This window comes from Xanthobacter lutulentifluminis, from assembly GCF_043194675.2.
Classification (GTDB): domain Bacteria; phylum Pseudomonadota; class Alphaproteobacteria; order Rhizobiales; family Xanthobacteraceae; genus Xanthobacter.
The window spans coordinates 2,566,096-2,590,768 of the sequence record NZ_CM195525.1 but is presented as its reverse complement, the minus strand read 5'-3'; the positions used below and the strand labels follow the sequence as shown (position 1 = coordinate 2,590,768).

At 72.3% G+C, this 24,673-nt stretch carries 23 protein-coding genes; 10 read left to right on the top strand and 13 right to left on the bottom strand.

The window, feature by feature from the left end; translation table 11 throughout:
- Nucleotide 1: 1 nt before the first annotated feature.
- Entirely contained in the window at nt 2-1,105 is a 1,104-nt protein-coding gene (ribA, locus tag V5F49_RS11840) for a GTP cyclohydrolase II RibA (RefSeq protein WP_394115610.1), read from the bottom strand.
- A 158-nt stretch (nt 1,106-1,263) separates the two neighbouring features.
- Between ribA and V5F49_RS11835 the strand changes: the two genes are divergently transcribed.
- From V5F49_RS11835 to ptsN, 4 genes are all read left to right on the top strand, one after another.
- Nucleotides 1,264-2,043 (top strand): RibD family protein, encoded by a 780-nt coding sequence (locus V5F49_RS11835; protein WP_394115611.1) that lies wholly within the window; start codon nt 1,264-1,266, stop codon nt 2,041-2,043.
- Nucleotides 2,044-2,059: 16 nt separating this feature from the next.
- A complete protein-coding gene (locus V5F49_RS11830; RefSeq protein ID WP_509210671.1) occupies nt 2,060-2,551 on the top strand; it encodes a cytochrome b/b6 domain-containing protein in 492 nt (163 codons plus the stop codon).
- A gap of 159 nt (nt 2,552-2,710) precedes the next feature.
- A complete protein-coding gene (gene hpf / locus V5F49_RS11825) occupies nt 2,711-3,289 on the top strand; it encodes a ribosome hibernation-promoting factor, HPF/YfiA family (protein ID WP_394115613.1) in 579 nt (192 codons plus the stop codon).
- A 214-nt stretch (nt 3,290-3,503) separates the two neighbouring features.
- Nucleotides 3,504-3,968, top strand: a complete 465-nt coding sequence (gene ptsN / locus V5F49_RS11820; protein ID WP_394115614.1) for a PTS IIA-like nitrogen regulatory protein PtsN — start codon at nt 3,504-3,506, stop codon at nt 3,966-3,968.
- A 104-nt stretch (nt 3,969-4,072) separates the two neighbouring features.
- Here ptsN and V5F49_RS11815 read toward each other — a convergent pair whose 3' ends face one another.
- The 6 genes from V5F49_RS11815 to V5F49_RS11790 all read right to left on the bottom strand — a co-directional run bounded on the left by V5F49_RS11815 (nt 4,073) and on the right by V5F49_RS11790 (nt 9,272).
- The gene (locus V5F49_RS11815; protein WP_394115615.1) at nt 4,073-4,336 is read right to left on the bottom strand and encodes a BQ00720 family protein; all 264 of its coding nucleotides are present in this window, start codon (nt 4,334-4,336) and stop codon (nt 4,073-4,075) included.
- 43 nt (nt 4,337-4,379) lie between these two features.
- A complete protein-coding gene (locus V5F49_RS11810) occupies nt 4,380-4,805 on the bottom strand; it encodes an Hsp20 family protein (protein WP_394115616.1) in 426 nt (141 codons plus the stop codon).
- A gap of 157 nt (nt 4,806-4,962) precedes the next feature.
- Nucleotides 4,963-6,675, bottom strand: a complete 1,713-nt coding sequence (locus V5F49_RS11805) for an FMN-binding glutamate synthase family protein (protein WP_394115617.1) — start codon at nt 6,673-6,675, stop codon at nt 4,963-4,965.
- 243 nt (nt 6,676-6,918) lie between these two features.
- On the bottom strand, nt 6,919-7,851 hold the full coding sequence (locus V5F49_RS11800; RefSeq protein ID WP_394115618.1) for a sugar phosphate isomerase/epimerase family protein: 933 nt from the start codon (nt 7,849-7,851) through the stop codon (nt 6,919-6,921).
- A 154-nt stretch (nt 7,852-8,005) separates the two neighbouring features.
- Nucleotides 8,006-8,725: a glutamine amidotransferase gene (locus tag V5F49_RS11795; protein WP_509210785.1), complete on the bottom strand. Its 720-nt coding sequence runs from the start codon at nt 8,723-8,725 to the stop codon at nt 8,006-8,008.
- A 67-nt stretch (nt 8,726-8,792) separates the two neighbouring features.
- On the bottom strand, nt 8,793-9,272 hold the full coding sequence (locus V5F49_RS11790; RefSeq protein WP_394115619.1) for a tellurite resistance TerB family protein: 480 nt from the start codon (nt 9,270-9,272) through the stop codon (nt 8,793-8,795).
- Nucleotides 9,273-9,588: 316 nt separating this feature from the next.
- Between V5F49_RS11790 and V5F49_RS11785 the strand changes: the two genes are divergently transcribed.
- Nucleotides 9,589-10,134 (top strand): PRC-barrel domain-containing protein, encoded by a 546-nt coding sequence (locus V5F49_RS11785; protein WP_394115620.1) that lies wholly within the window; start codon nt 9,589-9,591, stop codon nt 10,132-10,134.
- A 296-nt stretch (nt 10,135-10,430) separates the two neighbouring features.
- Nucleotides 10,431-13,280, top strand: a complete 2,850-nt coding sequence (locus V5F49_RS11780) for a hybrid sensor histidine kinase/response regulator (protein ID WP_394115621.1) — start codon at nt 10,431-10,433, stop codon at nt 13,278-13,280.
- A gap of 500 nt (nt 13,281-13,780) precedes the next feature.
- Here V5F49_RS11780 and V5F49_RS11775 read toward each other — a convergent pair whose 3' ends face one another.
- Nucleotides 13,781-14,080 carry a hypothetical protein gene (locus V5F49_RS11775; RefSeq protein ID WP_394115622.1) on the bottom strand — a complete coding sequence of 100 codons (300 nt, stop codon included), beginning with the start codon at nt 14,078-14,080 and terminating at the stop codon, nt 13,781-13,783.
- 226 nt (nt 14,081-14,306) lie between these two features.
- Nucleotides 14,307-15,092, bottom strand: coding sequence for a response regulator (locus tag V5F49_RS11770; RefSeq protein WP_394115623.1), 786 nt, complete (start codon nt 15,090-15,092; stop codon nt 14,307-14,309).
- A 238-nt stretch (nt 15,093-15,330) separates the two neighbouring features.
- On the opposite strand from V5F49_RS11770, the gene V5F49_RS11765 reads away from it, so the two are divergent.
- The 3 genes from V5F49_RS11765 to V5F49_RS11755 all read left to right on the top strand — a co-directional run bounded on the left by V5F49_RS11765 (nt 15,331) and on the right by V5F49_RS11755 (nt 18,246).
- Nucleotides 15,331-17,094: a sensor histidine kinase gene (locus V5F49_RS11765; protein WP_394115624.1), complete on the top strand. Its 1,764-nt coding sequence runs from the start codon at nt 15,331-15,333 to the stop codon at nt 17,092-17,094.
- 95 nt (nt 17,095-17,189) lie between these two features.
- Complete coding sequence (locus V5F49_RS11760) at nt 17,190-17,474, top strand: con-10 family general stress protein (RefSeq protein WP_394115625.1); 285 nt, start codon at nt 17,190-17,192, stop codon at nt 17,472-17,474.
- Between the two features lie 232 nt (nt 17,475-17,706).
- On the top strand, nt 17,707-18,246 hold the full coding sequence (locus tag V5F49_RS11755) for a sigma-70 family RNA polymerase sigma factor (RefSeq protein WP_394115626.1): 540 nt from the start codon (nt 17,707-17,709) through the stop codon (nt 18,244-18,246).
- A 69-nt stretch (nt 18,247-18,315) separates the two neighbouring features.
- Here the strand turns inward: V5F49_RS11755 and V5F49_RS11750 are convergent, their stop codons facing one another.
- Both V5F49_RS11750 and gloB read right to left on the bottom strand, forming a co-directional pair.
- Nucleotides 18,316-18,747 carry a cupin domain-containing protein gene (locus tag V5F49_RS11750; protein WP_394115627.1) on the bottom strand — a complete coding sequence of 144 codons (432 nt, stop codon included), beginning with the start codon at nt 18,745-18,747 and terminating at the stop codon, nt 18,316-18,318.
- Between the two features lie 3 nt (nt 18,748-18,750).
- Nucleotides 18,751-19,524 carry a hydroxyacylglutathione hydrolase gene (gloB, locus tag V5F49_RS11745; RefSeq protein WP_394115628.1) on the bottom strand — a complete coding sequence of 258 codons (774 nt, stop codon included), beginning with the start codon at nt 19,522-19,524 and terminating at the stop codon, nt 18,751-18,753.
- Nucleotides 19,525-19,968: 444 nt separating this feature from the next.
- Between gloB and V5F49_RS11740 the strand changes: the two genes are divergently transcribed.
- Entirely contained in the window at nt 19,969-20,706 is a 738-nt protein-coding gene (locus tag V5F49_RS11740) for a class I SAM-dependent methyltransferase (protein WP_394115629.1), read from the top strand.
- A gap of 411 nt (nt 20,707-21,117) precedes the next feature.
- Here V5F49_RS11740 and V5F49_RS11735 read toward each other — a convergent pair whose 3' ends face one another.
- Entirely contained in the window at nt 21,118-22,854 is a 1,737-nt protein-coding gene (locus tag V5F49_RS11735; protein ID WP_394115630.1) for a heparinase II/III family protein, read from the bottom strand.
- A 246-nt stretch (nt 22,855-23,100) separates the two neighbouring features.
- On the bottom strand, nt 23,101-24,504 hold the full coding sequence (gene rsmB, locus V5F49_RS11730) for a 16S rRNA (cytosine(967)-C(5))-methyltransferase RsmB (RefSeq protein WP_394115631.1): 1,404 nt from the start codon (nt 24,502-24,504) through the stop codon (nt 23,101-23,103).
- Nucleotides 24,505-24,673: the final 169 nt, after the last annotated feature.

Sequence of the window (24,673 nt, the reverse complement as noted above, 5' to 3'; positions counted from 1 at the left end):
CTCAGTCCGGGGCGCGGGCGGCGAGGGTGTCGAAATCGATGTAATGGCCGGCGCGGTCGCGCTTGGAGGCGAGATAGCGCACGTTCTCGGCGGTGGGCCGGCCGAGCACCCGCTGGTCGGCCACCACGTCGAGGCCGGCAGCCTTCAGGGCGGCGATCTTCTGCGGATTGTTGGTGAGCACGCGCACCGCATGCACCCCCAGCTGGCGCAGCATGCCGGCGGCGAAATCGAAGCGCCGCTGATCGAGATCGAAGCCCAGCGCGGCATCCGCGTCATACGTGTCATAGCCCTGCGCCTGCAGGGCATAGGCGCGCATCTTGTTGGAGATGCCGTTGCCGCGCCCCTCCTGGTCCAGATAGAGCAGGATGCCGCCCGCGCCATGCGCCATGCGCCGTACCGTGTCGCGCAGCTGGTCGCCGCAATCGCACTTCAGCGAGCCGAACAGGTCGCCGGTCAGGCAGGCGGAGTGGAGGCGCACCGCCACCGGCTGGCCGAGATCCGGCCGGCCGACGATGATGGCCACCTGGTCACGCAGCCCCTCCCCGCCCCGGAACACCACGAATTCCGTCTCCGGCGCCCCCTCGAGCGGCACCGGAGCGCGGCCGACGATGCGCAGCCGCGCCACCTGCGTCGCGCGATAGGCCATCACGTCCGCCGCAGCGACCGTGAGCGCGTCCGTCTGCGCCGGAGCCGACCACACCACCGCGGCCGGCAGCACCAGCGCGAGCCCGAGCAGTTCCAGCGCCGCGAGATCGAGCGGACAGGCGGGCCCCACCGGCGCATCCACGTGGGCATCGGCGCGCAGGGCCAGATGGGCGATGCGCGAAGCGTCCACGCGCGGCAGCGCGACCACCCCGGCCTGCGCCCGTGGCGCGCCGAGCTTCATCAGCCGGGGCGCCGGCAGCACCAGACGGGCCTCGGACACGCGAGCAGCGTCGAGCGCCGCCGCGACCTCCGCGTCCACCGCTTCCGCGCCGAGGACGAGAATGGACGCTCCGGCGCCTTCGATGCGCACCGGGCGTCCCGCCCGCACCTCCGCGAGCGCCCGCTCCACCGCCACCTCGCTGCTGCCGCGCCCAAGGACGCCGTCCGCCGCCGATGCCATCGCGACCTCTCAGACCGGGGGAGCGCGCCGCTGCGCTCCAAAAAAGACGATCCAACCTCCTGCCCCCAGCGTAACATCTGGCGGCGACAGGCGTTGTGGCTACAAACGCAACTTACGGCGGGCGAGATCCGATGGATGACACGAGACCCCGGGACGTCATGCGGGACGTACCGGCCGCCTCACCCGAGATGGCGCCGCCACGGCCCCAGGGCAAGGGCGCCCGCTATGTGGTGGCCCAGCTCGGCCAGTCGCTGGACGGGCGGATCGCCACGCCCTCGGGCGAGTCCAAGTACATCAACGGCCCGCACGCGCTCGATCACCTCCATGCCCTGCGCGCCAGCGTGGATGCGGTGCTGGTGGGGGTGGGAACGGTCTGCGCCGACGACCCCCTCCTGACCGTCCGCCGCGTCCCCGGACACAGCCCCGCGCGTGTGGTGATAGACCCTTCCGGCCGCGTGGACCCGCACGCCCGCTGCTTCGCCGCCGACGGCGCACGGCGTCTCGTGGTGCGCCGCCCGGGGGTGGAGGCGCCGCTGCCGGCCGGCGTGGAGCTGGTGGAAGGCGCCGCCGACGGCCCGTTCGCGCCGGGAACGATACTGGATGCCCTCGCCGCGCGGGGGCTCGCCCGCGTGCTGGTGGAAGGCGGCGCCCACACCCTCTCCGCCTTCCTCGAGGCGGGGTGCCTTGATGCCCTTCACGTTTTCGTGTCCCCGGTCATCCTCGGGGCGGGCCGCATCGGCCTGACACGCAAGGCGTGCGACACTCTGGCCGACGCCCTGCGGCCGTCCACGCGGGCGCACGTGTTTCCGGACGGGGACGTGCTGTTCGCGTGCGACCTCGCCGGCGCCGGCGCGCCGGCGGGCCTCGCACCCGCCAGCGAGCAGGAGGCCCGCGATGCCCACACCCGACCAACCCGCCGCCTACGCGCCGCCGGCTAGGCGCATCCACTGGATCATGGCCGCGCTGGTCATCGCCGTGATCCCGGCCGGCTTCGCCATGATGAACGTGCCCTCGGGCCCCACCCAGGACCGGTTGTTCGACCTGCACCGCTCCATCGGCTTCACCATCCTGTGCCTCGCGGTGGTGCGGGTGGTGATCCGCATCCTCCACCCGCCTCCCGGCCGCCCCGCCTCCATGCCGGTGGTGCTGTGGGTAGCCGCCGAGGCCGTGCATTACGCGCTCTACGTGCTCCTGCTGGTGATGCCGGTGCTCGGCTGGCTCGCCTCCAACGCGTTCGGCGCCTCGGTGAGCGTGTTCGGCCTGTTCACGCTGCCCAATCTCGTCGCCAAGGACGACGCCCTCGCCGACCTGTTCGGCAGCTGGCACCAGCGCCTCGGCTACCTGATCACGGCCCTCGTGCTGCTGCACATCGGCGCCGGCCTGTGGCACGGCATCATCAAGCGCGACGGGGTGTTGTCGCGGATGCTGCCGCATCTGTCGCGCTGAGACCTGCCGCTACGGCTGCGGATGGCCGGGACCGGCCGAGCAAAGCTTGAGCGTCCGCCGTTGACATGCCGGCGAAGCACTCCTACCACTTGTACGGCCGGCCGGTTTGTAATGCAGGATGGGTCGAGATCTGGACCCGTCCCAAGGGGATCAAATCGCATGGCCCTACGCGTGTCCGGAAAGAACATCGACGTCGGCGAAGCCCTTCGCCAGCGCCTCACCGAGCGGGTCTCCGAAGTCCTCGCCAAATATTTCGATGGCGGATGGTCGGGACACGTCACCGTCTCGCGGGACGGCTCCGGCTACCGCTCCGAATGCATGCTCCATCTCGATTCGGGCGTGAACCTGCAGGCGCATGGCAGCGCCCAGGACGCCAATTCCTGCGCCGATTCGGCGGTGGAGAAGATCGAGAAGCGCCTGCGCCGCTACAAGCAGCGCCTGAAGGACCGCCACGGCCATGGCGGCGCCAACGGCTATGCCGCGCAGAGCTACGTCCTCAGCGCCGCCCCCGAGGCGGACACGGAGGAGGAGCTCGAGGGCTGGAGCCCGACCGTCGTCGCCGAGCAGGTGACGCGGCTGCGCACCCTCTCCGTCGCCGATGCGGTGGTGGAGCTCGACATCACCGGAGCGCCCGTCGTGGTGTTCCGCCATGCCGGGCACGGGCGCGTCAGCGTCGTCTACCGTCGCCCGGACGGGCATGTGGGCTGGATCGACCCGGCGGCGGAAGATCTCCACTGAGGCGTGCGCCCCGAACGGGGTGCCGACTTGAGACTGGAGCGCGATCCCATTATGGAGGCCGGTAACGACCTCCTGGAGGGATGACCCTCCGCGAGTTGAAAAGAGACGGATGGAGCCGGGCGGGGAAGTCGGGTCGCGATCTCCCCGCCCGGCCTCCGGCTCTCGCGTCCGCCGCTTTCTCGAGCCTCGGCCGCTCGCCGCAGGGATCCGATCCATGCCTCTTGCCGACCTCCTCGCCCCTGAAGCGGTCTTCCCGATGCTGCGGGCGAGCAGCAAGAAACAGGCTCTGCAGGAGCTGTCGCACCAGGCGGCGCTGCTGATCGGCCGCGACCAGCGGGAAATTTTCGAAACCCTGCTCCAGCGCGAGCGGCTCGGGTCCACCGGCGTCGGCAACGGCATCGCCATTCCGCACGGCAAGCTGCCGGGCCTCGGAAAGCTGTTCGGGCTGTTCGCGCGACTGGAGAAGCCGATCGACTTCGAGGCGCTGGACGGCGCCCCGGTGGATCTCGTCTTCCTGCTGCTGGCGCCCGAGGCGGCCGGCGCGGATCACCTCAAGGCGCTGGCCCGCGTGGCGCGGATGCTGCGCGATCCTGATGTGGTGGAAAAGCTGCGGGCGACCCGCGATGCCGGCGCCATGCACGCGCTGCTGACGGCGGCGTCGGCCTCCAACGCCGCCTGAGCACGACTCTTCCGGCGAATCACCCGCACCTCATCCGGCGGCCAAGGCGGCCGCGAGGCGGAAGAAAGCCCCCGCCCGGGACGGGCGCGAGCCGCTGCGGGCTGTCAGTGCACGCTCACCGGCACGAGGTCGTGCTCCATGGCATTCGCCAGGGCAGCCTCGCGGCTGTCGGTCAGCATGATGGGCGTGCCGTCGGCCGCGTGGAGGGTGAACAGCTTCATCCCCGGCGCGATCTCGGGCGCCTGCGGAAACAGCGCGCGCACATCCTCGGACCGGATCGAGCGCACATAGGCGATCTCACCGCCGCCCAGAACCGCGAGGGCTTCCGGGGTGATGGGGGTGATCTGGTGGTCGGTCTCGTAGGTCATCTCGATACTCCTCACTCCTGGCCGTGCCGGCATCGCTCCCCCCTCACGGGCGTGAGACGATGTCGATGCGCTTGGCGTGGCGAGCGGGTTCCGGGCGAACCAGATCCACCGACAGCAGTCCGTTCCTCAGTTCGGCGCCGAGCACATTCATGCCCTCAGCGAGGACGAAGGTCCTCTGGAACTGCCGGGCGGCGATGCCACGGTGGAGAAAGACCCGATCCTGCCCATCCTCGACCTGGCGGCCCCGGATGGTCAGTTCCTTCTCCTCAATGACGACTTCCAGCTGGTCCGCCGTGAAGCCCGCCACCGCCAGGGTGATCCTGAGGCGGAGCGGCTCGCCGGCGGCCTCGATCCTCTCCACATTGTAGGGAGGATAGCCGTCCGCGCTCTTGGCAACGCGATCGAGCGCCCGCTCGACCTCGTCGAACCCCAAGAGGAACGGGGACGACAGGGAAGACATCCGCGACATCGGTCAAAGCCCTCGTCAAGCGACTTTGCATGGCCGGGCGCGCACCTCTCCGGCCGCGCCCGCCGGAGCCCTTACGGCGCTCCGACCGTCCGGATATGGGGATGGGGGCAGGCGCCCGCAAGCGCCGCCCCCGGTCCTGATCCCGTTGGACCCCGGCTCAGGCGGCGCGCGCGGGGCCCACCGCCGCGCGCGGGCTGAAGCTGTCGGCGTCGGCCGCGTGCCAGTCGGCGGCATAGGGGGTGTCGTCGGGGGCATCCAGCAGCGCGCCGGCGGCCAGGAACGGGTAGAGCCGGTCCAGCGGCTTCACCTCGATCGGGCTCACCCGGTGCCAGACGTGGTGCGGCAGCAGCTCGCGCGGGTGGGTCAGCCCCGCCGCCGCCACCAGCTCCGCCAGCGCATGGACAGTGTGGCGGTGGAAGCTCGTCACCCGCTCCGCCTTCTCCGGCACCACGAGGCCGCGCTGCAGGTGCGGATCATTGGTGGTGACACCCGTCGGGCATCCCCCGGTATGGCAGCGCATGGACATGACGCAGCCGAGCGAGAACATGAAGGCCCGTGCCGCGTTGCACCAGTCGGCGCCGATGGCCATGTTCGCCGCCATGGAGAAGCCCGAGGTGACCTTGCCGGACGCGGCAAGCCGCACCTCCGGCCGCAACCCGGTGCCCACCAGCGCGTTGCGCATGAGGATGAGGCCCTCGCGCAACGGCATTCCCAGATGGTCCGCCAGCTCGTGGGGCGCCGCGCCGGTGCCGCCCTCCGCCCCATCCACCACGATGAAGTCGGGGCGGATACCTGTCACCAGCATGGCCTTGGCGAGGGCGAACACCTCGCTGGGATGGCCCACGCACAGCTTCAGACCCACCGGCTTGCCGCCGGAAAGCTCGCGCAGGCGGGCCACGAACTCCATCATTTCGGCCGGGGTGGAGAAGGCCGAGTGGCGGGACGGCGAGATGCAGTCCTCGCCCATGGGCACGCCCCGGGTCTCGGCGATCTCCGCCGTCACCTTGGCCGCCGGCAGCACGCCGCCATGGCCGGGCTTGGCGCCCTGGGAGAGCTTGATCTCCACCATCTTCACCTGATCGTCGGCCGCCCGCTCGGCGAACCGCTCGGCGCTGAAGGTGCCGTCGCGGTTGCGGCAGCCGAAATAGCCGGAGCCCAGCTCCCACACGATGTCGCCGCCATGGATGCGGTGATAGGGCGAGAGCCCGCCCTCGCCGGTGTCGTGGTAGAAGCCGCCATCCCGGGCACCGAGATTGAGCGCCTCGATGGCGTTGCGGCCCAGCGAGCCGAAGCTCATGGCCGAGATGTTGAGCACCGAGGCCGAATAGGGCCGGGCGCAGGCCGGGCCGCCCACGGACAGGCGGAACGGCGCCGTCGCCACCGGCGCCGGGGCCAGCGAATGGGTCATCCACTCATACTCGGCGGAATAGGTATCGAGCTCGGTGCCGAACGGCTGGCGGTCCTCCTCGTTCTTGGCACGGGCATAGACTACCGAGCGCTCGTCGCGGCTGAAGGGGCGGCCGGAAAGGTCATCCTCCATCAGATACTGGCGCAGATAGGGGCGCAGGGCCTCGAACATCCAGCGCACCGAGCCGATGACCGGATAGTTGCGCAACAGCGAGTGCTCGGACTGGGTGATGTCGAGCACCCCTACCAGCACCAGCGGAAACACGATGCAGAACACCCACAGCCATGCCTGCCGCTCGGCGAAGGACAGCATGAGGCTGACTAGCGCCACGACCACGAGGGCAATGAACACCCCGTAGCGCTGGAGCAGCCCGGCAAGGCTCGGGGACAACAGGCGAAATGGCTTTTCCGCCGGATGACGGTACGCGGCGTTGGACGATGCTGGCTCTTCGGCTCTTGGCATGGCGTGTCCTCCCGACGCCAAGCTAGAGCCATTCGGCCTGCCGTGGATACCGGTCGCCGCACGTCGGCCCATGACCGCTGTGGATGGGACGTGCGGAAGGAGCCGGCCGGCTCACCCGCCGCCCCGGGGGGAATGACCCCAGCCGGGCGGCACCCCCGGCCCCGGCGGGGACAGGCGTTAGCCGCGCCGGACCGCGTCGCCGCACGCGGGCGCGAGACGGCGCAGGGTGCGTCGGGGTGGAGCTCAGAGCGCCGCGGCCGGGCGTGGCGCGCAGGCCGCAAAGGCTTGCGCCAGCTGGCGCAGCAGCGGGATCTGGGCCGGCAGCTCGGAACGGTAGCGGGCATTCAGCTCCAGGTTGACGACGGCGCCGGGGGCGAGGCGGCAACGGGCTGCCACGTCGTTCCAGTCGATACCGCCCCAGCCCAACGGCAGGTGCAGGTCGCCCTCGCCCAGCGCCAGCCGCTCGGCCTCGTCGATGGCCCAGCTCTCCACCGGCCGGCCGAAGCTGTCATGCACGTGGACGTGCCGGGCGTACGGAGCCAGCGCGCTGATCTCGTTCAGGAAATCGACCCGCGCCTCGGTGGCGCGGAGGAAGGCGTGGCTCACGTCCAGGGTGGCGCGCACGTGGGGATGGTCCACCGCGTCCAGCTCTGCCGCGAGGCGCGAGGGCAGCGCCGTCTCGCGCATGGGCTCGAAGCGGAAAATGTTTTCCACGCAAAGCGTTATGTCCGCAGCGGCAGCCCGGTCCCCGGCCCGGAAAAGCGCCTCCCGCTGGCGGGAATAGGCGACCTCGATATCGTCCTCGGACCGGACGCAGCCGGTGTGCAGGACCAGGGTGACGGCCCCGAGCGCTCCGGCGACCTCGATGGCGGCGTCCAGCGCCGCCGCATGGCGCGGCAGGCGGGCGCGGGGGGCCATGAGGTTGATGGCGAGCGGCCCGTGGACCGTATAGCCGAACGGCCGGTCGCGGGTGGCGCGCACCAGCCGGTCGAGCCGGTCCACCAGCACCCGCCCGTCCACGACCAGCGTCCAGGCGAAGGCGGGAAGCTCAACGAAATCAACGCCCAGCGCCTCGGCCTCATCGAGCAGGGCGGGCAGGTCCTCGAACTCCGGCGAGGTCGAGCGAAGGGAATATCCGATGCCGCGGATCGGCGCGGCGGGGGCTCGGGCGTCCATGGGGTCTCCTCCGGCGGCGTCTCCTCGGCCGGGGTCGTCGATGCAGCGCGCCCCGTGCCGGCAGGCATGCTACCGGCGGCACATGACAGCCGTGCGGAGGCCCGCGCGGTTCATGAAGTTCGGCAGGATCGGCAGGGTTCGGCGCGGTTCGGCTTCAGGCTTGCGCCACACCCGCGCCGGTGGCCTCCGCGGACGCCGCCGCCGGCGCGAGGAAGGCCGAGAGGAAGCGGTCCAGCCAGCAGCACACCGCACCGTCATACCGCGCCCATCCCTCCAGATGGGACGCCCCCGGCTGCGCCCCCGGCCGGCTGAGGTGGTGGGCGCCGCGCTCGGTCCAGGCGCACATCATCTCCCGCGTCACCTCCGGATGGAACTGGAGGCCGAAGGCGGTGCCGCCATAGCGGAACGCCTGGTTGGGGAAGGCCGCGCCGGTAGCCAGAAGGTCGGCCCCGCCCGGCAGGTCGAAGCCCTCCGAGTGCCAGTGGTAGACGTGGCTGGGCCAGGGCATCAGCGCCTCCCCGGCGGGGGTGGCGCTGAGCGGATAATAGCCGATCTCGCAGGCGCCCTCCCGGTGCGGCGCCACCCGCGCCCCCAGCACCCGGGCCATCAGCTGGGCCCCGAGGCAGATGCCAAGCGCCGGCGTGCCGGCGGCGAGGGCGCGCTCCAGCAGCCGCATCTCCTCGGCGATGAAGGGGCTGTCGTCATTGGCGCTCATGGGCCCGCCGAACACCACCACCCCGGCATGGCCGGCGAGGGTGTCGGGCAGGGGCTCGCCCAGCGCCGGGCGGCGCACGTCGAGGGCATAGCCGCGCGCCTGGAGGCGGGCGCCGATGCGGCCGGGGGTGGAACGGGCCTGGTGCAGCACCACCAGCATGGTGCCGGCGGACGGCTTCAGCCCCTCCGCCGTCTCGAGGCCCTCGCGTCGCAATCCCTGGCCTGGCCTATTCCGGTCGCTCACCGTCCTGTTCCGTCTCGTCGCGGACCTCGCGGCGGATGCGGATCCGGTCGCGCGAGCCCACGTTCAAAAGCTCGGCCGCGCGCCACACGAGGTTGTCCTCGAACTCGCTGAGGCCGCCATCGGCATAAGCGACCTCGAACATCATCTCCACGATGCGGCGGCGCCCTTCGTCGTCCAGCGCGCGATTCAGCACGCTGGTGAAGGCATAAAGATCCACCGCTTCGGCATCCTTGGCAATGGCGAGCTCCACCAGCGCCTCGCTCTCCTGCGCATCGAGCCCGAAGCGGCTGGCGAGGATGGACCGCAGCACCGCCTGCTCTTCCGCGGTCACGGCTCCGTCGATGGACATCACGTGGACGAGGAGGGCGGCCGCGGCGAGGCGGTAGTCGCTCTCGTCGAAGGCTGCCGCCTCCCGTTGGCCGCCGGTGATCTCGGTGATGAAGTCGGAGAGGGTGCGGAACATGCGCCTGTCCTGATTTCGGGGTCTTTCGGCTCTGCCACGGCACCCGCCGCCACGCAAGTGCGGCGCCCGCCCTGCAGCCGCAGCGACGGCCGGGGATGTCGCGCAGTCAAGCTGGAACCTCCCCGCCGGGTCCGAGTTTACCTTACGCAGGCGGCGTCGAAAGCCGATGCCACCGCCTGAGTTCTGAAGATCAGGATGTGATTTCGCCCCCATGCCGAAAGCTTGAGGCTCGTTTCGTGCGCCCGATAAGTCTCATCTGGAAGGCGAGAGGGTGACGACATTTCCATCCATGCACCACAAGAGAGAGGAACACGACATGAGGAAGATGCCGATCTACGCCGTGGCCGCCGCCGCTCTTCTGTCGACCGCCGCCATCGCCCAGCAGACCACGCCGACGACGCCCGGCACCACCGTGCCCCCGGCGGCGCAGATGACGCCGCCGGCCGCCCGCGCCTCCACAGCCTTCATCGCCCAGCAGAGCGCCGACCAGATGCTGGCGTCCGACCTCATCGGCATGACGGTGCGCGGCGGCGGCGATGAGAATCTGGGCGAGATCAACGATCTGGTGGTCGACCGCAGCGGCACCGTGATGGGCGCGCTGATCGGCGTCGGCGGCTTCCTCGGCATGGGCGAGAAGGACGTCGCCGTGCCGTTCCAGGCGGTCGAGATCACCCGCGGGACCGACGGCAAGGAGCGCCTCGTGCTGCGCAAGACCAAGGACGAGCTGAAGGCCGCCCCCGCCTTCACCAAGTATGAGCGTCCGGCCCCCGCCGCCACCGGCAGCGTGAACCCGAACCGTCCGGCCGCGACGCCGCCGGTGGGCACCACCCCCCAGGCGACCACCCCGCCGGCGAGCCGCTAAGCCGGGCCAGCCCGGCGCCGCGCACCGGCGATCAGGCTCCATCCGTCCCGGCGGCACGCCCGCCGGGACGATCACGTTCCGCCGCCGCGCCGCGATCCGGATCGCCTCCGCGCACGCCCGTTCGCGGCAAAGCATCCGCCGGGTGGGCGGCCTCGTCCAGCCCGCCCCGGCGCGGGCTCTGCCTCATTCCGTTCCGGGCCCGGCCCGGGGCCGCTGCCGCGCCGGGCGGCCGCGGGAGGTTGAACCCGCCGCCCCTCTGGGGGCATTGTGGCGGCCCGATCGCCGCAGGAGCGTGGATGGATCTGTCCCGCCGGGGCCTGGCCGGCCTCCTTCTCACCGTCATCTCCGAGCCGAGGACGCGAGGCTGGCGCCTCGGCTTCGCCGTCGCCGTGCTCGGCGTGGCGTTCGGCCTGCGCTTCGCGCTCAGCCTGTCCCTGCAGGGGCTCTCCCCGTTCCTGTTCCAGCTGCCCGCCGTCCTGCTGGTCACGCTCATCGCCGGCCCGCGCATCGGCCTTGCCGGCATCGCGGCGCTGGTGGGCGGCAACATGGCCCTCCTGCCGCCCGACATCTGGCCGGGTGGGCCGATCGCGGCGGCGCCGGCCGCGCTGCTCGGCTCGTTCCTGCTCAATGCGCTGTGCCTGTGGCTGATCGGCGCCCTGCTGCGGGTGAGCGTGCGCCGCATGAACGATGCCCACGCCGCCGCGCTGAGCGCCATCGCCGAGCAGACCAACGTGGTGGCGACGCTGGAGGCGCTGCTGGCCCATGCGCCGGTGGGCTTCGCCTTCTTCGACGACCGGCTGCGCTTCATGCGCGTCAACGAGATGCTGGCCCGCATGGTGGGCATTCCCGCCGGCGAGCACATGGGCCGCTCGCTCGCCGACATGCTGCCCCAGCTCTCTGGCGCGGTGACGCCGGGGCTGGAGCGGGTGCTGGCCACCGGCGAGGTGGTCGCCGACGTGGAGGTGGAGGGCGCGACCCCCGCCGCGCCCGGCGTGTGGCGGCATTTCCTCGTCAGCTATTTCCCGGTGCGGGCGGCAACCGGCGCGGTGACGCTCGTCGGGATGATCGTGGTGGAGATCACCGAGCGCAAGCGCGCCGAGCGGGCCATCGCCGAGAGCGAGCAGCGCTATCGCCTGCTGGCCGAGGCCCTGCCGAAGATGGTGTGGACCGCCACCCCCGCCGGCCGCGGCGATTATTACAACCGGCGCTGGCACGACTACACCGGCGTCAATCCCTCGCCGGATGACGGGGAATGGCACGCCTTCCTCCACCCCGACGATCGCGGCTCCGTCCTGTGCGCCTGGGACGCCTCCATCGCCTCGGGCGCGCCGTTCTCGCGCGAGTGCCGGTTCCGCGCCGCCGACGGCAGCTTCCGCTGGTTCCTGTGCCGGGCGGTGCCGGTGCGCGACGAGGACGGCCGCATCGACCGATGGTACGGCAGCTGCACCGACATTTCCGAGATCGTCGCCGCCCGCGAGGCGCTCTCGCGCACCAACGAGGACCTGGAGCGCCTCGCCGCCGCCCGCACCACCGAGCTCGCCGCCGCCAACGCCCTGCTCAAGCAGGAGATGGACGACCGCCTGAAGGCCGAGGCGCAGCTGCGGCAGGCGCAGAAGATGGAGGCGGTGGGCCAGCTGACTGGCGGCATCGCCCACGATTTCAACAACCTGCTCACCGTCATCATCGGCAATCTGGAGGCGGCCGAGCGGCGCCTGCCGCCGGATGCAGCCGAAATCCGCCGCTTCCTCGACTATGGCCGGCAGGGAGCCATGCGGGCGGCGAGCCTGACCCAGCGGCTGCTCGCCTTCTCCCGCCGCCAGCCGCTCGACCCGAGCCCGACCGACGTCAACCGGCTGGTGGCCGGCATGTCGCCCATGCTGCGCAGCGCGCTCGGCGAGCAGGTGATGGTGGAGACGGTGCTCGCCGGCGGGCTGTGGCGCACCGAGATCGACCACAACCAGCTGGAGAACGCCATCCTCAACCTCGCGGTGAACGCCCGCGACGCCATGCCGGAGGGTGGCAAGCTCACCATCGAGACCGCCAACGCCTATCTGGATGCCGCCTATTGCGCCGCCCACGAGGATCTGGCGCCGGGCCAGTATGTGGCGGTGTTCGTCAGCGATACCGGCACCGGCATGAGCGAGGAGGTGCGCGGCCACGCCTTCGAGCCCTTCTTCACCACCAAGGGCCCGCGCGACGGCACCGGCCTCGGGCTCAGCCAGGTCTACGGCTTCGTCAAGCAGTCCGGCGGGCACGTGATGATCTACAGCGAGCCCGGCCACGGCACGACGGTGAAGCTCTATCTGCCGCGCCTCGACGAGGACCGGCGCGGCCGCCAGCCGGCCGCCCGCTTCGAGCGCGCCCCCTCGCGCGCGCCGGCCACCGTGCTGCTGGTGGAGGACGACGACCGGCTGCGCGGGCTGGCCGCCGCCAGCCTCGCGAGCGCCGGCCATGCGGTGGAGGTGGCCGCCGACGCGCAGGCCGCCCTCGCCCGCCTCGACGCCGGGGTGCGGCCGGACCTGCTGCTGACCGACGTGCGCCTCGGCGCGGGGCCGGACGGGCGCCAGCTGGCGGAGGAGGTGCAGCGCCGGCTCGGCAATATCCGGGTGCTATTCACCACGGCCTATGCGAGAAATGCCGTCGTCCATCATGGACGGCTCGATCATGGCGCGCGCCTGCTGACCAAGCCGTTCACGCAGGCGGAGCTCGTCGAGAAGGTGAAGGACGTGCTGGAAGAGCCGGCCAACCGGGGCGCTGTCCTCCTGGTGGAGGACGAGCCCTTCGTCGCGCTGGTGGCGCGGCAGATCCTGGAGGATCACGGCTTCGAGGTGACGGTCGCGTCCCATGCCAGCGTCGCCCTCGCCCATGCCCGCGCCGCGCGCGACGACGTGGGCCGCGCCGCGCTGGTGCTGGCGGTGGTGGACGTGGGCCTGCCCGACATGCGCGGCGACGAGCTGGTGCACCAGCTGGTGGCGATCACCCCGCAGCTTCCGGTCATCATCGCCACCGGCTACGGCACGCAGGAGCTGGAAAGCCAGTTCGGCGCGATCGGCCACGTCGCACTCATCGGCAAGCCCTACGACGGCGCCACCCTGCGCGCCGCCCTGATCCGCCTCGGCTTCGACGTGAGCCTGATGGGGGACTGAGGGGGATTGCGGGCGCCTGCCCAGTGGCGGGCCACGGCCCGGTCACGCGCGGCCCGTCTTTCCGCCCCCCACGACCGCTGCCTGTCCCAGGCCCGTGGCTGGCCGGGCGGCCATGCCAGCATGCGGGCAGGGAGCGCGCGGGTGCCGGAATGGTCGGAGGCAGGCCCGGCCGAGGCCTCGGAACGCGCGTCAAGGCGCGGGCAGGGAACAGGCAAGAGACGGGCAAGAGAGGGAATTGGCCGGCCCCGGCCTGTCCGGGCGGGCGACCGCCGCGCGCCCCGTAGTCTTGGCCTGGACCCCGTAGTCTTGGCCCGGACCCGTAGTCTTGGCCCGGATATGCAGGCCGGACTCGGGACCCGCAGCGGCAGCCCGGACTTGCGGGCTCGAACCGGCGCCGCCCGGCAATGGCCCGCTCCCGGGGCCGATGAACCGCCGCGCGGATCGTCCGGACCACGCCGGCCGAAGCGCCGCCGCCCGTCGCCGGGGGCGGCGCAGGCACCTCACCGCCGCAGCAGGATCTGGCCGAGGATGACGCCGACGCCGGCGGCGATGGCGCAGGCGGTGATGGGCTGGGCGCGGATGGTCTCGCGCAGGGAGACATACTGGTCCTCGGCCCAGTCCACCGCCTCGCCGGCGGCGGCCTCGGCCTCGCCCTTGGCCCCCTTGGCGCCGGTGCGCGCGGTCTTGCCCAAGGTGTCCAGCAGGCGGTTGAAATCCTCACGCAGCTGCTGGAGGTCGGCTTTCACGTCGGTGATGCCGGGCTCCTCGGACGGGGTCACGGTCTGCGGCTTGTCGGCCATGGGATGGTCTCCGGGAATGAAAGAGGGCTCCGGCGCCGCATGCGCCGGGTGGGACTGTCGCGCGCCGGCGCGGGGACGGCGGGACGGCGGACCCGCCGTCGGCAGATCCACCGGCGGCGGGCCCCGGTCGGGCCTTGCCGCGTCGGGCTGGTCCATATCCGGAAAGTCGGCCACCGAGGCATCGGTTCCGGCCGGAGGGGATGGCGCGCGGCGGCGGGCCACCGCCTCACGCGCTCCGGGCGGCCGGCGGGGCGGCCTTGGCCTCGTGGAAGAACAGCGCCTGCGCGATGGTGGCCTTCACCGTCTCGGTCAGGAACGGCTTGGTGATGAGATAGGTCGGCTCGGGCCGCTCGCCGGTGAGCAGGCGATCGGGGAAGGCGGTGATGAAGATCACCGGCACGTTGAAGGTCTCGAGGATCTCCGTCACCGCATCGATTCCGGAGGAGCCGTCGGCGAGCTGGATGTCCGCCAGCACCAGGCCGAAATTGCCGCCCTTCGCCAGCTCCACCGCCTTGGCATGGGTGGGGGCGACGCCGATCACCTCGTGGCCGAGCTCGGCCACCAGCGTCTTCAGGTCGAGGGCGATCACCCATTCGTCCTCGATGATGAGGACGCGGGTGGCCAGCTGGCGGTCGATCTCGCGCTGCGCGGCGATGACCTGCGCCTCCACGTCGTCGACGGTGGTGCCGAGGATGTTGGCGGCCTCGGTGAAGGAGAAGCCCTCCATCGCCGTCAGCAGCAGCGCCACGCGGGAGGTGGCGTCCATGGCCTGCAGGCGGGCATCGGCGCGGAACGGCACCGCCTCGCCCGAGGGCTTGCGGTTCCATGTCTCGTGGAAGGCCTTGTAGAGCGCGACCCGCGGCGAGACCGCCTCGTCCACGGCCACCTGCCCGTCGAGGATGGCCTTGAGCGTATTCTGGACCAGGAGATCGCCGGCCGCCTGGGAGCCCACGAGCGCGCGCGTGTAGCGGCGCAGGAACGGAAGCTGCTTGACGAGCGAATTCGATGCCATGCGAAATCCCTTGGAATCTCTGCTGGAGGGAGTCAAAGGCCCATAACGTCTCCGGTGCCGGCCAAGTTCCCTTGCGGTGGAACTTCCCGCGACGCAAGGCATTATAGAGCCTGCGCAGCGCGCCCGCAGCGCCGATTTCCGCATCTGTGCCCGCCGCGCAGCCGTGCGGAGGGGTGCTCGGTCCGGGGGGATGTTCAGCCGCGTCCGCAGGGGGCGGCTGTGGTAGTGGCGGAGACGAATGGAACCAACGGAGGCGGAGGCCGCCCGGGCCCGCCAGCGGGAACGCAGCGCCCTGTTCGCCACGGCGGCCGGGCAGCCGCGCTCCCTGTTCGACAGCGTCCGGCGCCGGCTGGTGCTGGTCGTGCTGCTGGCGCTCACGCCCATCGCGCTGCTCAACGTCATCCAGGGCGCGGCGCAGCTCGCCGCGGCGGAGAGCGCCGCGCGCCAGCGGCTGCTGCAGCACGCGGTCACCGCCGCCGCCTCGCTGCAGAACATCCTCGTCTCCGCCGAGAACGTGCTCTACGCCCTCTCCAACGTGGAGGAGGTGCGCGCCGCCGGCCCGAGCTGCATCGCCACCCTGCGCGGCGCCACCGTCAGCCTGCCCTTCGCCGCCAACATCGGGGTGGTGGATGCCGCCGGCGTCGTCACCTGCACCGCCCTGCCGGCCTCGGTGCGCAACGTGTCGGACGAGCCGTGGTGGAGCACCGCCATCGCCCGGCCCGGCTTCAGCATCGGCGGGCCCATGCGCAGCCCCGGCGCCGACACCACCGTGCTGGTGGGCGCCCTGCCGCTGCGCCGCAGCGACGGCCGGCTGGAGGGTGCCTTGGCCATGGGCATCGAGCTCGGCTGGCTCGACAACCTGCTGAAGCAGCAGACGCCCCCCTCCGCCGGCATCGTCGCGGTGTTCTCCCAGGCCGGGGAGGAGCTGGTCTCCAACTCGCGCGCCATGAGCGCCGCCCTGTTCGACCGCGAGCTGTTCCGCGGCCCGCTGCTGCCGCGCGGCACCGCGCTGCATGAAAGCACCGATCCCTCCGGCACGCGCTGGACCTTCGCCACCGCCCCGCTCGACCGCGACGGCCTCACCGTCGCCTTCGCCCTGCCCTCCGAGCAGCTGTTCGGCTGGACCTTCGTGACCATCGCCGCGAGCCTCGCCCTGCCGGCGCTCATCATCGCCTTGTCGCTGGTGGCGCTGTGGGTGGCGGTGGACCGGGTGATCCTGCGCTGGCTGCTCTATCTGCGGCGGGTGACGGCGGTGTACGCCCAGGGCCATTACGGCTTCCGCCCCACGCGGCTCGATGCCGCCCCCTCCGAGTTCCGGGTGCTCGGCCACGCGGTGGAGAACATGGCCTTCGCCGTGCGCCAGCGCGACGCGCGCCTGCGCGAGAACCTCGCCGAGAAGACGGCGCTGGTGCGCGAGATCCACCACCGCATCAAGAACAGCCTGCAGGTGGTGGTGAGCCTGCTCAGCCTGTACGGCTCCGGCATCGCCCGCGGCGAGGACCGCCGCCGCTTCGACCAGCTCCGCCTGAGGGTCAACACCCTCGCCCTGGTCCACCGCATCCTCTACGAGGCGAGCGACGGCTCGCAGGTGCGTTTGCGCGAGCTGATGGGCGAGCTCGCCTCGCTGATCGAGGGCAACGCCGACACCAGCGTGCGCATCGCGGTGGACGCGGACGACGCCCGCCTGCCCACCGACATGGCGGTGCCGCTGGCGCTGATGATGGTGGAGGTGGTGCTGAACCTCGCCCTGCCGGCGGGCGGCGGCTCCACCGAGATGACCCTGAGCGGGCATCTCGCCGACCAGCGCCTGCACCTCGGCCTGCGCAGCGCCGCCGGCCGGGTGGACGAGGACGCCGCCGCCGCGGGCCTCGCCGCCGGCTTCGCCTCCCAGCTCGGCGGCAGCCTCGCCTGGCGCGAGGGGGCCGGGGGCAGCCTCATCATCTCCGGGGATTTTCCCTGCCGGACCCGCGGGATGGGCCAGCCCGCCCCGCCTTTTGCCTGAACGCGTGCAGCGCAATCGGAACCGGAGCCGCGCTGTGCCGTTGTCCACTGGGTATCGCCGTGACGATACGTGTCCCACTCGCAGGAGCGCAGCACATGGACAAGGCTCGATCCAAGAGCAGCTCGCCTCGCGGCTTCGCCGCCATGGACGCCGAGAAGCAGCGCGCCATCGCCCGCAAGGGCGGCGAAAGCGTGCCGGCTGAAAAGCGCAGCTTCTTCCAGAACCGGACGCTGGCCGCCGAGGCCGGCCGCAAGGGCGGCCAGAGCGTGGCCGACGAGCAGCGCAGCTTCTCGCGCGACCGCACGCTCGCCTCGCAGGCCGGCCAGAAAGGCGGGCAGAAGAGCTCGCATTCCGGCGGCTCGCCCGGCGGCCGCACCTGAGTTGCGTCCCGCCGCCGCGCCCCGGGGAACCGGGGGCGCGCGCGGACGTTGATGTCCTTATGGCGTGCCGCCGTGGCGGCGCCCATCCGGGTTGCGCCCGCTGCGCGGGCCTCCGCCCGGCAAGCCGTTCTGGTCCGAAACCGAATGCCCGAGAGATAGGCCGACGATGCACTTGCCCGCCGATCGCGCAGAGGACCGACAGGGGGACCGCCCGGAAAAGGAACGCGAAGCGATGGACGCCGCCGCCCTGCGCACGCAGGTGCTCGAATTCCTGCCCGCCCTGCGCGCCTTCGCGCGCTCGCTGACGCGCAACCGCACCGAGGCCGACGACCTGGTCCAGGAAACGCTGCTCAAGGCGCTCTCCAACATCGACAAGTTCGACCCCGGCACCAACCTGCGGGCCTGGCTGTTCACCATCCTGCGCAACACCTACTACACCGAGATCCGCAAGCGCCGGCGCGAGAACGAGGGCATGGGCGCCCTCGCCCAGCAGGACACGAACATCGGCCCGAGCCAGGAATGGTCGGCCACGCTCTCCTCGCTCAAGGATGCGCTGGCCCAGCTGCCGGACGACCAGCGCGAGGCGCTGGTGCTGGTGGGCGCCGCCGGCCTCTCCTACGAGGAGGCGGCCGAGGTGTGCGGCTGCGCGCTCGGCACCATCAAGAGCCGGGTGAACCGCGCCCGCGCCAAGCTATTGGTGCTCATGGGCGCCGAGCAGACCGCCGACGTGGTGGCCGGCGACGCCGTCGCCCTCTCCGCCGCCCGCAGCTGATCTTTTCCCGGCCGCAACAGTGTTCCCGGGTGGCCGCGCGCCGCCCCGGACTGTGATGCCGGTGCCGCCTCAGTCCGGCGACCAGCCGGGCGGGGCCAGCTCGAAGCCGGCGAAGTCGAAGGCGGGGGCAACCGTGCAGCCGACCAGCGTCCACGCGCCCTGGCTTTCCGCCGCCTGCCACGCGCCCGGCGGCACCACGCCCTGCGGCCGCTCGCCGGCCTTCAGGTCCGCCCCCAGCCCCAGATCGCGCCGGCCGCCGGCATCGGCGATGGAGAGCGTGAGCGGCGCGCCGGCATACCAGTGCCACACCTCGGCCGCGTCCACCCGGTGCCAGTGGGAGCGCTCGCCCGCGCGCAGCAGGAAATAGATGGCGGTGGACGCGCCGCGCCCGCCATCCCCCGCGCCATCGCGGAAGGTCTCGCGGAAGCGCCCGCCCTCGGGATGGGGGGCGAGGCCGAGCAGGTCGATCACCTCCTCGGCGGTGAGCAGCGGCGCAGCCACCGCTCAGCCCCGGAACGTGTTCTTGCGGCCGCGCAGCTCGGTGAAGACGGCGGCGGCATCCGCCCCGGCAAGGCCGAGGCGCTCGGCGATGGCCGGGTCGTCCGCGCGCATGAAGGGATTGGCGGCGATCTCGTCGCCGAGCCGCGAGGGCACGGTGGGCTCCCCGGCGGCGCGCCGCGCCTCCGCCTGCGCCACCTGGGCGGCGAGGGCGGCATTGTCCGGCTCCACGGTGAGGGCGAACCGGGCGTTGGAGAGGGTGTATTCGTGGCCGCTGTAGACCGCGAGATCCTCCGGCAGGCCGCGCAGGCGCTGCAGCGAGCCCCACAGCACGGAGGGATCGCACTCGATGGCGCGGCCGCAGCCCAGCGTGAACAGGGTATCGCCGGCGAACAGCAGCTTCTCCCCCTCGAACAGGTAGGAGACGTGGCCCGCCGTGTGGCCCGGCGTCTCCAGCACCCGGCCGATGAGCGAGCCCACCGCCACCGGATCGCCGTCCACCACCGCCACGTCGAGGCCGGGAATCTCCGCCGCCTCCGCCTTGGGGCCCACCACGGTGGCGCCATAGCGCGCCTTCACCGCGGGAATGCCCTGGGTGTGGTCGGCGTGATGGTGGGTGACGAGGATGTGGGTGAGGCTCCAGCCCTCCTTCTCCAGCGCCTCGATGACGGGCGTCGCCTCCGGCACGTCCACCACGGCGGTGACCTGGTTGACGGGATCGTGCAGCAGCACGGCGTAATTGTCGCTGAGGCAGGGAACGAGGCGGATCTGGGCCGGCACGGTCTCGGTCTCCGGGAGAGGGGGCAGCGGGGCAGGCCCGCCGGGCAGGATGCCGGACGTTGGGAGTTGCGCCCGGGGCGGCATGATCCTCTATTAGAAAGCGGAGCGGAAGTGCGGCACGCCGGAGCGGTGGGGGAAACATCCTTGCCGGCGCCGGGCCGACCTGCCGGGAGAGACCTGCCGGGAGGTTTGCCGGACGGGCCTTGCCGGGCCTGCGGCGGCGCGGGCGGAATCGGACGCGGGCGGGCGCATGACGGGTGGCGCGGCGGGGACGGGTGGCGCGGCGGGATCGTCGGGGCGGGCTCATCGGGCCGGGATCGGTCGGGCCGGCCTTCCACGCAAGACGTCCGGCCGCTGCGGCCGGTGGAGGTCGCCCCGCACCGGCGCCGCGCGAGGCGGGGCCGGGCGAGGCGAGGCCGGGCGGCCGCGGGGATGAGAGGGGCAATGTTTCTCGACGTCGTCGACCTGCGCAATTTCTACGCCCAGCCCATCGGCATCATGACCCGCCGCCTTCTGGGCCGGGCCATCCGCGGCCGGTTCGACAATGTGACCGGCCTGCGCGTGCTCGGGCTCGGCTACGCCACGCCCTATCTCGGCGTGTTCCGCGAGGAGGCGGAGCGCTGCATCGCGGTGATGCCGGCGGCGCAGGGCGTGGTGCGCTGGCCCTCGGCCGCCCCCACCCTCGCCACCCTCGCCGACGAGACCCTGCTGCCCCTGCCCACCGCCAGCATGGACCGGGTGGTGGCCGTGCATGCGCTGGAAATGACACCCAACGCCGCCGAGATGCTGGGCGAGGTGTGGCGCGTGCTGGCGCCCGGCGGCCGGCTCTTGGCGGTGGTGCCCAACCGGCGCGGGGTGTGGGCGCGGCTCGACACCACCCCGTTCGGCAATGGCCGCCCGTTCTCGCGCGGACAGGTGGTGTCCCTGCTGCGCGAGGCCATGTTCACCCCCGTGGGCTGGAACGAGGCGCTCTACGCGCCGCCCAGCCGCTGGTTCCTGCGCACGGCGGTGGCGTGGGAGCGCATCGGCGCGCGCCTCGCCTTGCCGTTCTCCGGCGTGCTGGTGGTGGAGGCGACCAAGCAGCTCCACCGCCCCGCCCCCATCCGCCGCCCCCGCCTCGCCCCGGCCCTGGAACCCGCGCTGGAAGGCCGCCTCGTGGGCGGCGCCGCACCGGCGGGGTGAGGGGGGAAGAGACCGCCTGCCCCCGTCGCCGGGCAGCTGCCCCCCGGCCGGAAGCCCTTTCGGGATGAGGCGGTACCGCCCGGTCGCGGCCGAAGGTCGGAGGCGCGGGGCGGGCGACCGCAACCGTCACCCCGGGACCGTCACCCGCCGGGTGCCACAGCAGGACGGGTCCCCATGCAGATCTTCAGGATACGAGTGGCGCGATCGCGGCCCGGTCGCGGGTCCGGTGCCACCCGCGCGCCGGCGCGGTGCGATCCTGCCGGCGCGACGGACCACCGAGCAGGCTCTTCTGGCCGGCAATTGCGGGACGGGTCCCGGACGCGGATGGAGGATGCACCGACGGTACCATGGGCGGCGCCGACGCCGTGCCGGGTTCCGGCGGGAGATTGGCCAGCCCCCGCCCGCTCCGCCCTACCGCCCCACAGGACGGCCCGGCGGCACGCCCTGCGCCTCGCGGGTGCGCACGAAGGTCCAGATGACGCGCGGCGTCTTCGAAAGCTCGCCGGCCAGCACCAGCTGGGAAGTGCGGCGGGGGCCGCCGGCGGCGGCGAGGTCCACGCTCTCCTCCACCGCGAGCGGCACATGCGGCGCGGCGAACGCCCAGGCCTCGCCGTTGGGCAGGCTGAGCAGGGCGGTGTGGGGATCGTCGAGCCGCTCCACCGTCACCGCCGGATGCAGGTGGAAGCGCACGGCGAAGGCCTCGGCCGGCAGCTTGCCGCCCTCGGCCGCGGGGCGGAACACGTCCTCCCCGTCCAGCCTGTTGCCCTCCTGCGCGAGCCGCCACGAGCGCTGGTGCAGCACGCCGAAGGCCTCCGCATAGCCGTCATGGCTGGCGCGCAGGAGGATGGCGTTGTTGCGGGTGCCGCGCTGCACCTCCACATGCTTCGGCCCGGCCACGATGGGCGCGCCGAAGATGCGCGTCATGGAGCCGCCCTGCAGGAAGCGGCAGGAGGAGGTATCGGCGATCACGGCGGTGGAATGGGCGGCGGACGAGCGCGCCACCTGCCGCCACATCTCCCGGTGCACCTCCGGCACGCCGCAATTGATGACGATGCGGTGCCGGCCGGAGGAGAATTCGAACGCGAGGCAGCTGGCATGCGCCTCCCAGCTCGCCACGGCCGGCGGCGGCGGGCCGGTGTCGGCGATCACCATCAGCGCGCGGGCATCGAGCCGCTGGTAGCCGGAATAAGGCGCGTTCGCCACCGGCGCGCCGCGCGCGTCGTCGAAGGCGAGAATGGTGGCGAGCTGGTCCGCCGCCGTGTGCCCCATGCCGTGGAAATGGGCGAAGGCGCCGTCCCCGTGCCGGAAGAAGCGCAGCATGGGCATCATCCGGTCCACCGCATTCATCAGCGCCGGCGGCGCCTGATGGTTGCGGGCGGTGAAGGCCTGGCGCAGGGGCAGAAGATCGAGCAGCAGCTCGATGAGCATGCCGGGATTGCGGGTGAGCGGGCCGCCGTCGGGCAGGATCTGCCGGTCGAGCTCCTCGGCGAGGCGCTTCTGCGCCGCCTTCAGGAGCCGGCCCTGGTCCGACATGCACAGGCCGGCGAACACCAGCGCGGTCACCGCCAGCATGCGCGGATAGCCGTCCGGCGCGTCATTGGCGGCGCGGCGCAGCTGGCGCACCTGCCGGGCCAGCGAGCGCATGAAGCGGCGGTAGAAATCGTGGTCGGCGTCCTGCAGCAGGAAGGTGGCCTGCGTGAGCCAGGAGATGATGCGCCGGGCCGCCACATCGGGCCGGGCCGCCACCGCGCGGGCGCGGCCGGGATCGCGCATGAAATCGCCCACCAGCGCGCGGGCGTTGGCGCGGGCGATGGTGGTGCCGGCGGCCTTCAGGTGCCTGAGCCAGCCGAAGCCGTGCAGCGCCTCGGCCCATTCCACGGAGGGTGGCACCAGCTCGAACGGGGTGCGCCCGTCCAGCATCATCACCTTTCCGGCGAAGGCGAATCGGCCGGCATAGATCTCGCTGGCGAGGGTGGCGTCGCCGGTGCGCAGGTCCTGCGGGGCGATCAGCAGCCGTTCGGGGACGGGAACCGGGACGTAGCCGAGGGCCATGGCCCGGCCGCCGATGCGCGCGAGCACCGTCTGCGACCAGAGCTCCGCCAGGAGGGCCGCAAGTCGCGTGCGCTCTGCGAGGCTGCCTCGGCTCACGGAACTCCCCGGTGTGCGGGCGAGGCCCTTCGCTACGGCCTGAAGGGCCCCCGCCGGTCCATTCCAAATCCGCATGCGTCCGTCTTCACTGCGCTGGAGCGCGATCCGACCAGATGGAACCCATCTGATGGGTAAATCGCCCTCTCACTCAAGGTGAGAGGCCGCGGTATCCGATCCGGTCGCGGCGCGATCCGATCGGCGCGGGCTCTCGTTGCCACACGGGGACGAGGGTGCGGCAACGGCAGGTCAGCTCCTGCGCCGCAGCCGGGCGGCGAAGAAGCCGTCGAGACCCGACCGCTCCGCCTCCCCCCGCATCCAGTGACTGGGTAGAGTGCGCACATCCCCTTGAGGAGTTATGAACGGATCGAAACCTTCCACCTCTCCGGGCGCGAGCGGCACCCGTTCGAAGTCGCTGCGGGCGGCCAGCAGCCGCTCCACCTGCATCTCGCCCTCTTCCGGCTCCAGCGAGCAGGTGGAGTAGACCATGAGCCCGCCCGGCTTCAGCAGGTCCGCCGCGTGATCGAGCAGGCGGGACTGCAGCGCCGCCAGCGTCACGATGTCGGCCGGGCGCTTGGAGACCGCGATGTCCGGATGGCGCCGGAGCGTGCCGGTGGCCGAGCAGGGGGCGTCCAGCAGGATGGCGTCGAACGGACCGCCGGCAAACTCGGCGACATCCGCCTCCACCACCCGCGCGGCGAGGTTGAGCCGCGCCAGGTTCTCCTTCAGCCGGGCGAGGCGCGGGGCGGAGCGGTCCACCGCCGTCACCTGCGCTCCCGCCGCCACCAGCTGCGCGGTCTTGCCGCCGGGAGCGGCGCACAGGTCGGCCACCGCGCGGCCGGTCACGTCGCCCAGCAGGCGGGCGGGAAGCGCGGCGGCGGCGTCCTGCACCCACCAGTCGCCCTCGGCGAAGCCCGGCAGAGCCCGCACCGGGCCCGCCTGCAGCACGCGCACGGTGCCGGTGGGCAGCACCTCGCCCGAGAGCTTGCCGGCCCAGCCTTCCGCGTCGGCCTTCACGGTGATGTCGAGCGGCGGCTCCACCTTGTGCATGGCGGCGATGGCGCGGGCGGTCTCGGCGCCATAGGCCTTCACCCAGCGGTCGCGCATCCAGTCCGGCGCGTCGGCGAAATCGGGATCGATGCCGGCGAGCAGCGCCTCGCCCTCCCGCGTCAGGCGGCGCAGCACCGCGTTCACCAGCCCGGCGAAGCCGGCGGTGGAGCGATCGGTGCGGGCGAGATCGACGCTGAGGCCCACCGCCGCATGGTTCGGCACGTCCATGAACAGGATCTGCGTCGCCCCGGCCAGCAGCACGGATTCCAGCCGCGGCGCGGACTTGGGCATGCCGCGCTCCATCAGCTTGCCCATCACCGCCCGCAGCGTGCCGAGCCGGCGCAGGGCGGTGGCGACGATGCGGTAGGACAGCGCCCGGTCGCGCGGGTCGAGGGACGCGGGCGCGCTCTCCAGCGCATCCTCCAGCGCGGCGCCATGGCGCAGCACCGCCTCCAGCCCCTCCACCGCGAGGGCGCGGGCGGCAAGGCCGGGGGCGCCGGCGGCCGGGGCCTTGCCGGCCTGCGGGCGTGCGCCGCCGCCCGGTCCGGACTGGCGCGGCGGGCGGGAGGAGGGGGCTCTGTGATCGCGATTGGGTGGTCTCATTGCGTCACGTAGAGCATGAACCGGCCCCGCGCGCCAACGCCTTTGCCTTGCCTCCCAAGCCTTGATCCCGTAAGACGCTTGGGTAACGCCCCGGACCCAAGCCGGGGCTTTCCTTTGTGCGCGCCGGCGTGCCCCGGTTTCCCGGGATCCGGCGCCGGTTGAGGAGGCA

Coding starts and splice junctions, on each gene's coding strand:
- ribA (WP_394115610.1), bottom strand. CDS start 1,105: ATGGCATCGGCGGCGGACGGCGTCCTTGGGCGCGGCAGCAGCGAGGTG.
- V5F49_RS11835 (WP_394115611.1), top strand. CDS start 1,264: ATGCGGGACGTACCGGCCGCCTCACCCGAGATGGCGCCGCCACGGCCC.
- V5F49_RS11830 (WP_509210671.1), top strand. CDS start 2,060: ATGGCCGCGCTGGTCATCGCCGTGATCCCGGCCGGCTTCGCCATGATG.
- hpf (WP_394115613.1), top strand. CDS start 2,711: ATGGCCCTACGCGTGTCCGGAAAGAACATCGACGTCGGCGAAGCCCTT.
- ptsN (WP_394115614.1), top strand. CDS start 3,504: ATGCCTCTTGCCGACCTCCTCGCCCCTGAAGCGGTCTTCCCGATGCTG.
- V5F49_RS11815 (WP_394115615.1), bottom strand. CDS start 4,336: ATGACCTACGAGACCGACCACCAGATCACCCCCATCACCCCGGAAGCC.
- V5F49_RS11810 (WP_394115616.1), bottom strand. CDS start 4,805: ATGTCGCGGATGTCTTCCCTGTCGTCCCCGTTCCTCTTGGGGTTCGAC.
- V5F49_RS11805 (WP_394115617.1), bottom strand. CDS start 6,675: ATGCCAAGAGCCGAAGAGCCAGCATCGTCCAACGCCGCGTACCGTCAT.
- V5F49_RS11800 (WP_394115618.1), bottom strand. CDS start 7,851: ATGGACGCCCGAGCCCCCGCCGCGCCGATCCGCGGCATCGGATATTCC.
- V5F49_RS11795 (WP_509210785.1), bottom strand. CDS start 8,725: ATGCTGGTGGTGCTGCACCAGGCCCGTTCCACCCCCGGCCGCATCGGC.
- V5F49_RS11790 (WP_394115619.1), bottom strand. CDS start 9,272: ATGTTCCGCACCCTCTCCGACTTCATCACCGAGATCACCGGCGGCCAA.
- V5F49_RS11785 (WP_394115620.1), top strand. CDS start 9,589: ATGAGGAAGATGCCGATCTACGCCGTGGCCGCCGCCGCTCTTCTGTCG.
- V5F49_RS11780 (WP_394115621.1), top strand. CDS start 10,431: ATGGATCTGTCCCGCCGGGGCCTGGCCGGCCTCCTTCTCACCGTCATC.
- V5F49_RS11775 (WP_394115622.1), bottom strand. CDS start 14,080: ATGGCCGACAAGCCGCAGACCGTGACCCCGTCCGAGGAGCCCGGCATC.
- V5F49_RS11770 (WP_394115623.1), bottom strand. CDS start 15,092: ATGGCATCGAATTCGCTCGTCAAGCAGCTTCCGTTCCTGCGCCGCTAC.
- V5F49_RS11765 (WP_394115624.1), top strand. CDS start 15,331: ATGGAACCAACGGAGGCGGAGGCCGCCCGGGCCCGCCAGCGGGAACGC.
- V5F49_RS11760 (WP_394115625.1), top strand. CDS start 17,190: ATGGACAAGGCTCGATCCAAGAGCAGCTCGCCTCGCGGCTTCGCCGCC.
- V5F49_RS11755 (WP_394115626.1), top strand. CDS start 17,707: ATGGACGCCGCCGCCCTGCGCACGCAGGTGCTCGAATTCCTGCCCGCC.
- V5F49_RS11740 (WP_394115629.1), top strand. CDS start 19,969: ATGTTTCTCGACGTCGTCGACCTGCGCAATTTCTACGCCCAGCCCATC.
- rsmB (WP_394115631.1), bottom strand. CDS start 24,504: ATGAGACCACCCAATCGCGATCACAGAGCCCCCTCCTCCCGCCCGCCG.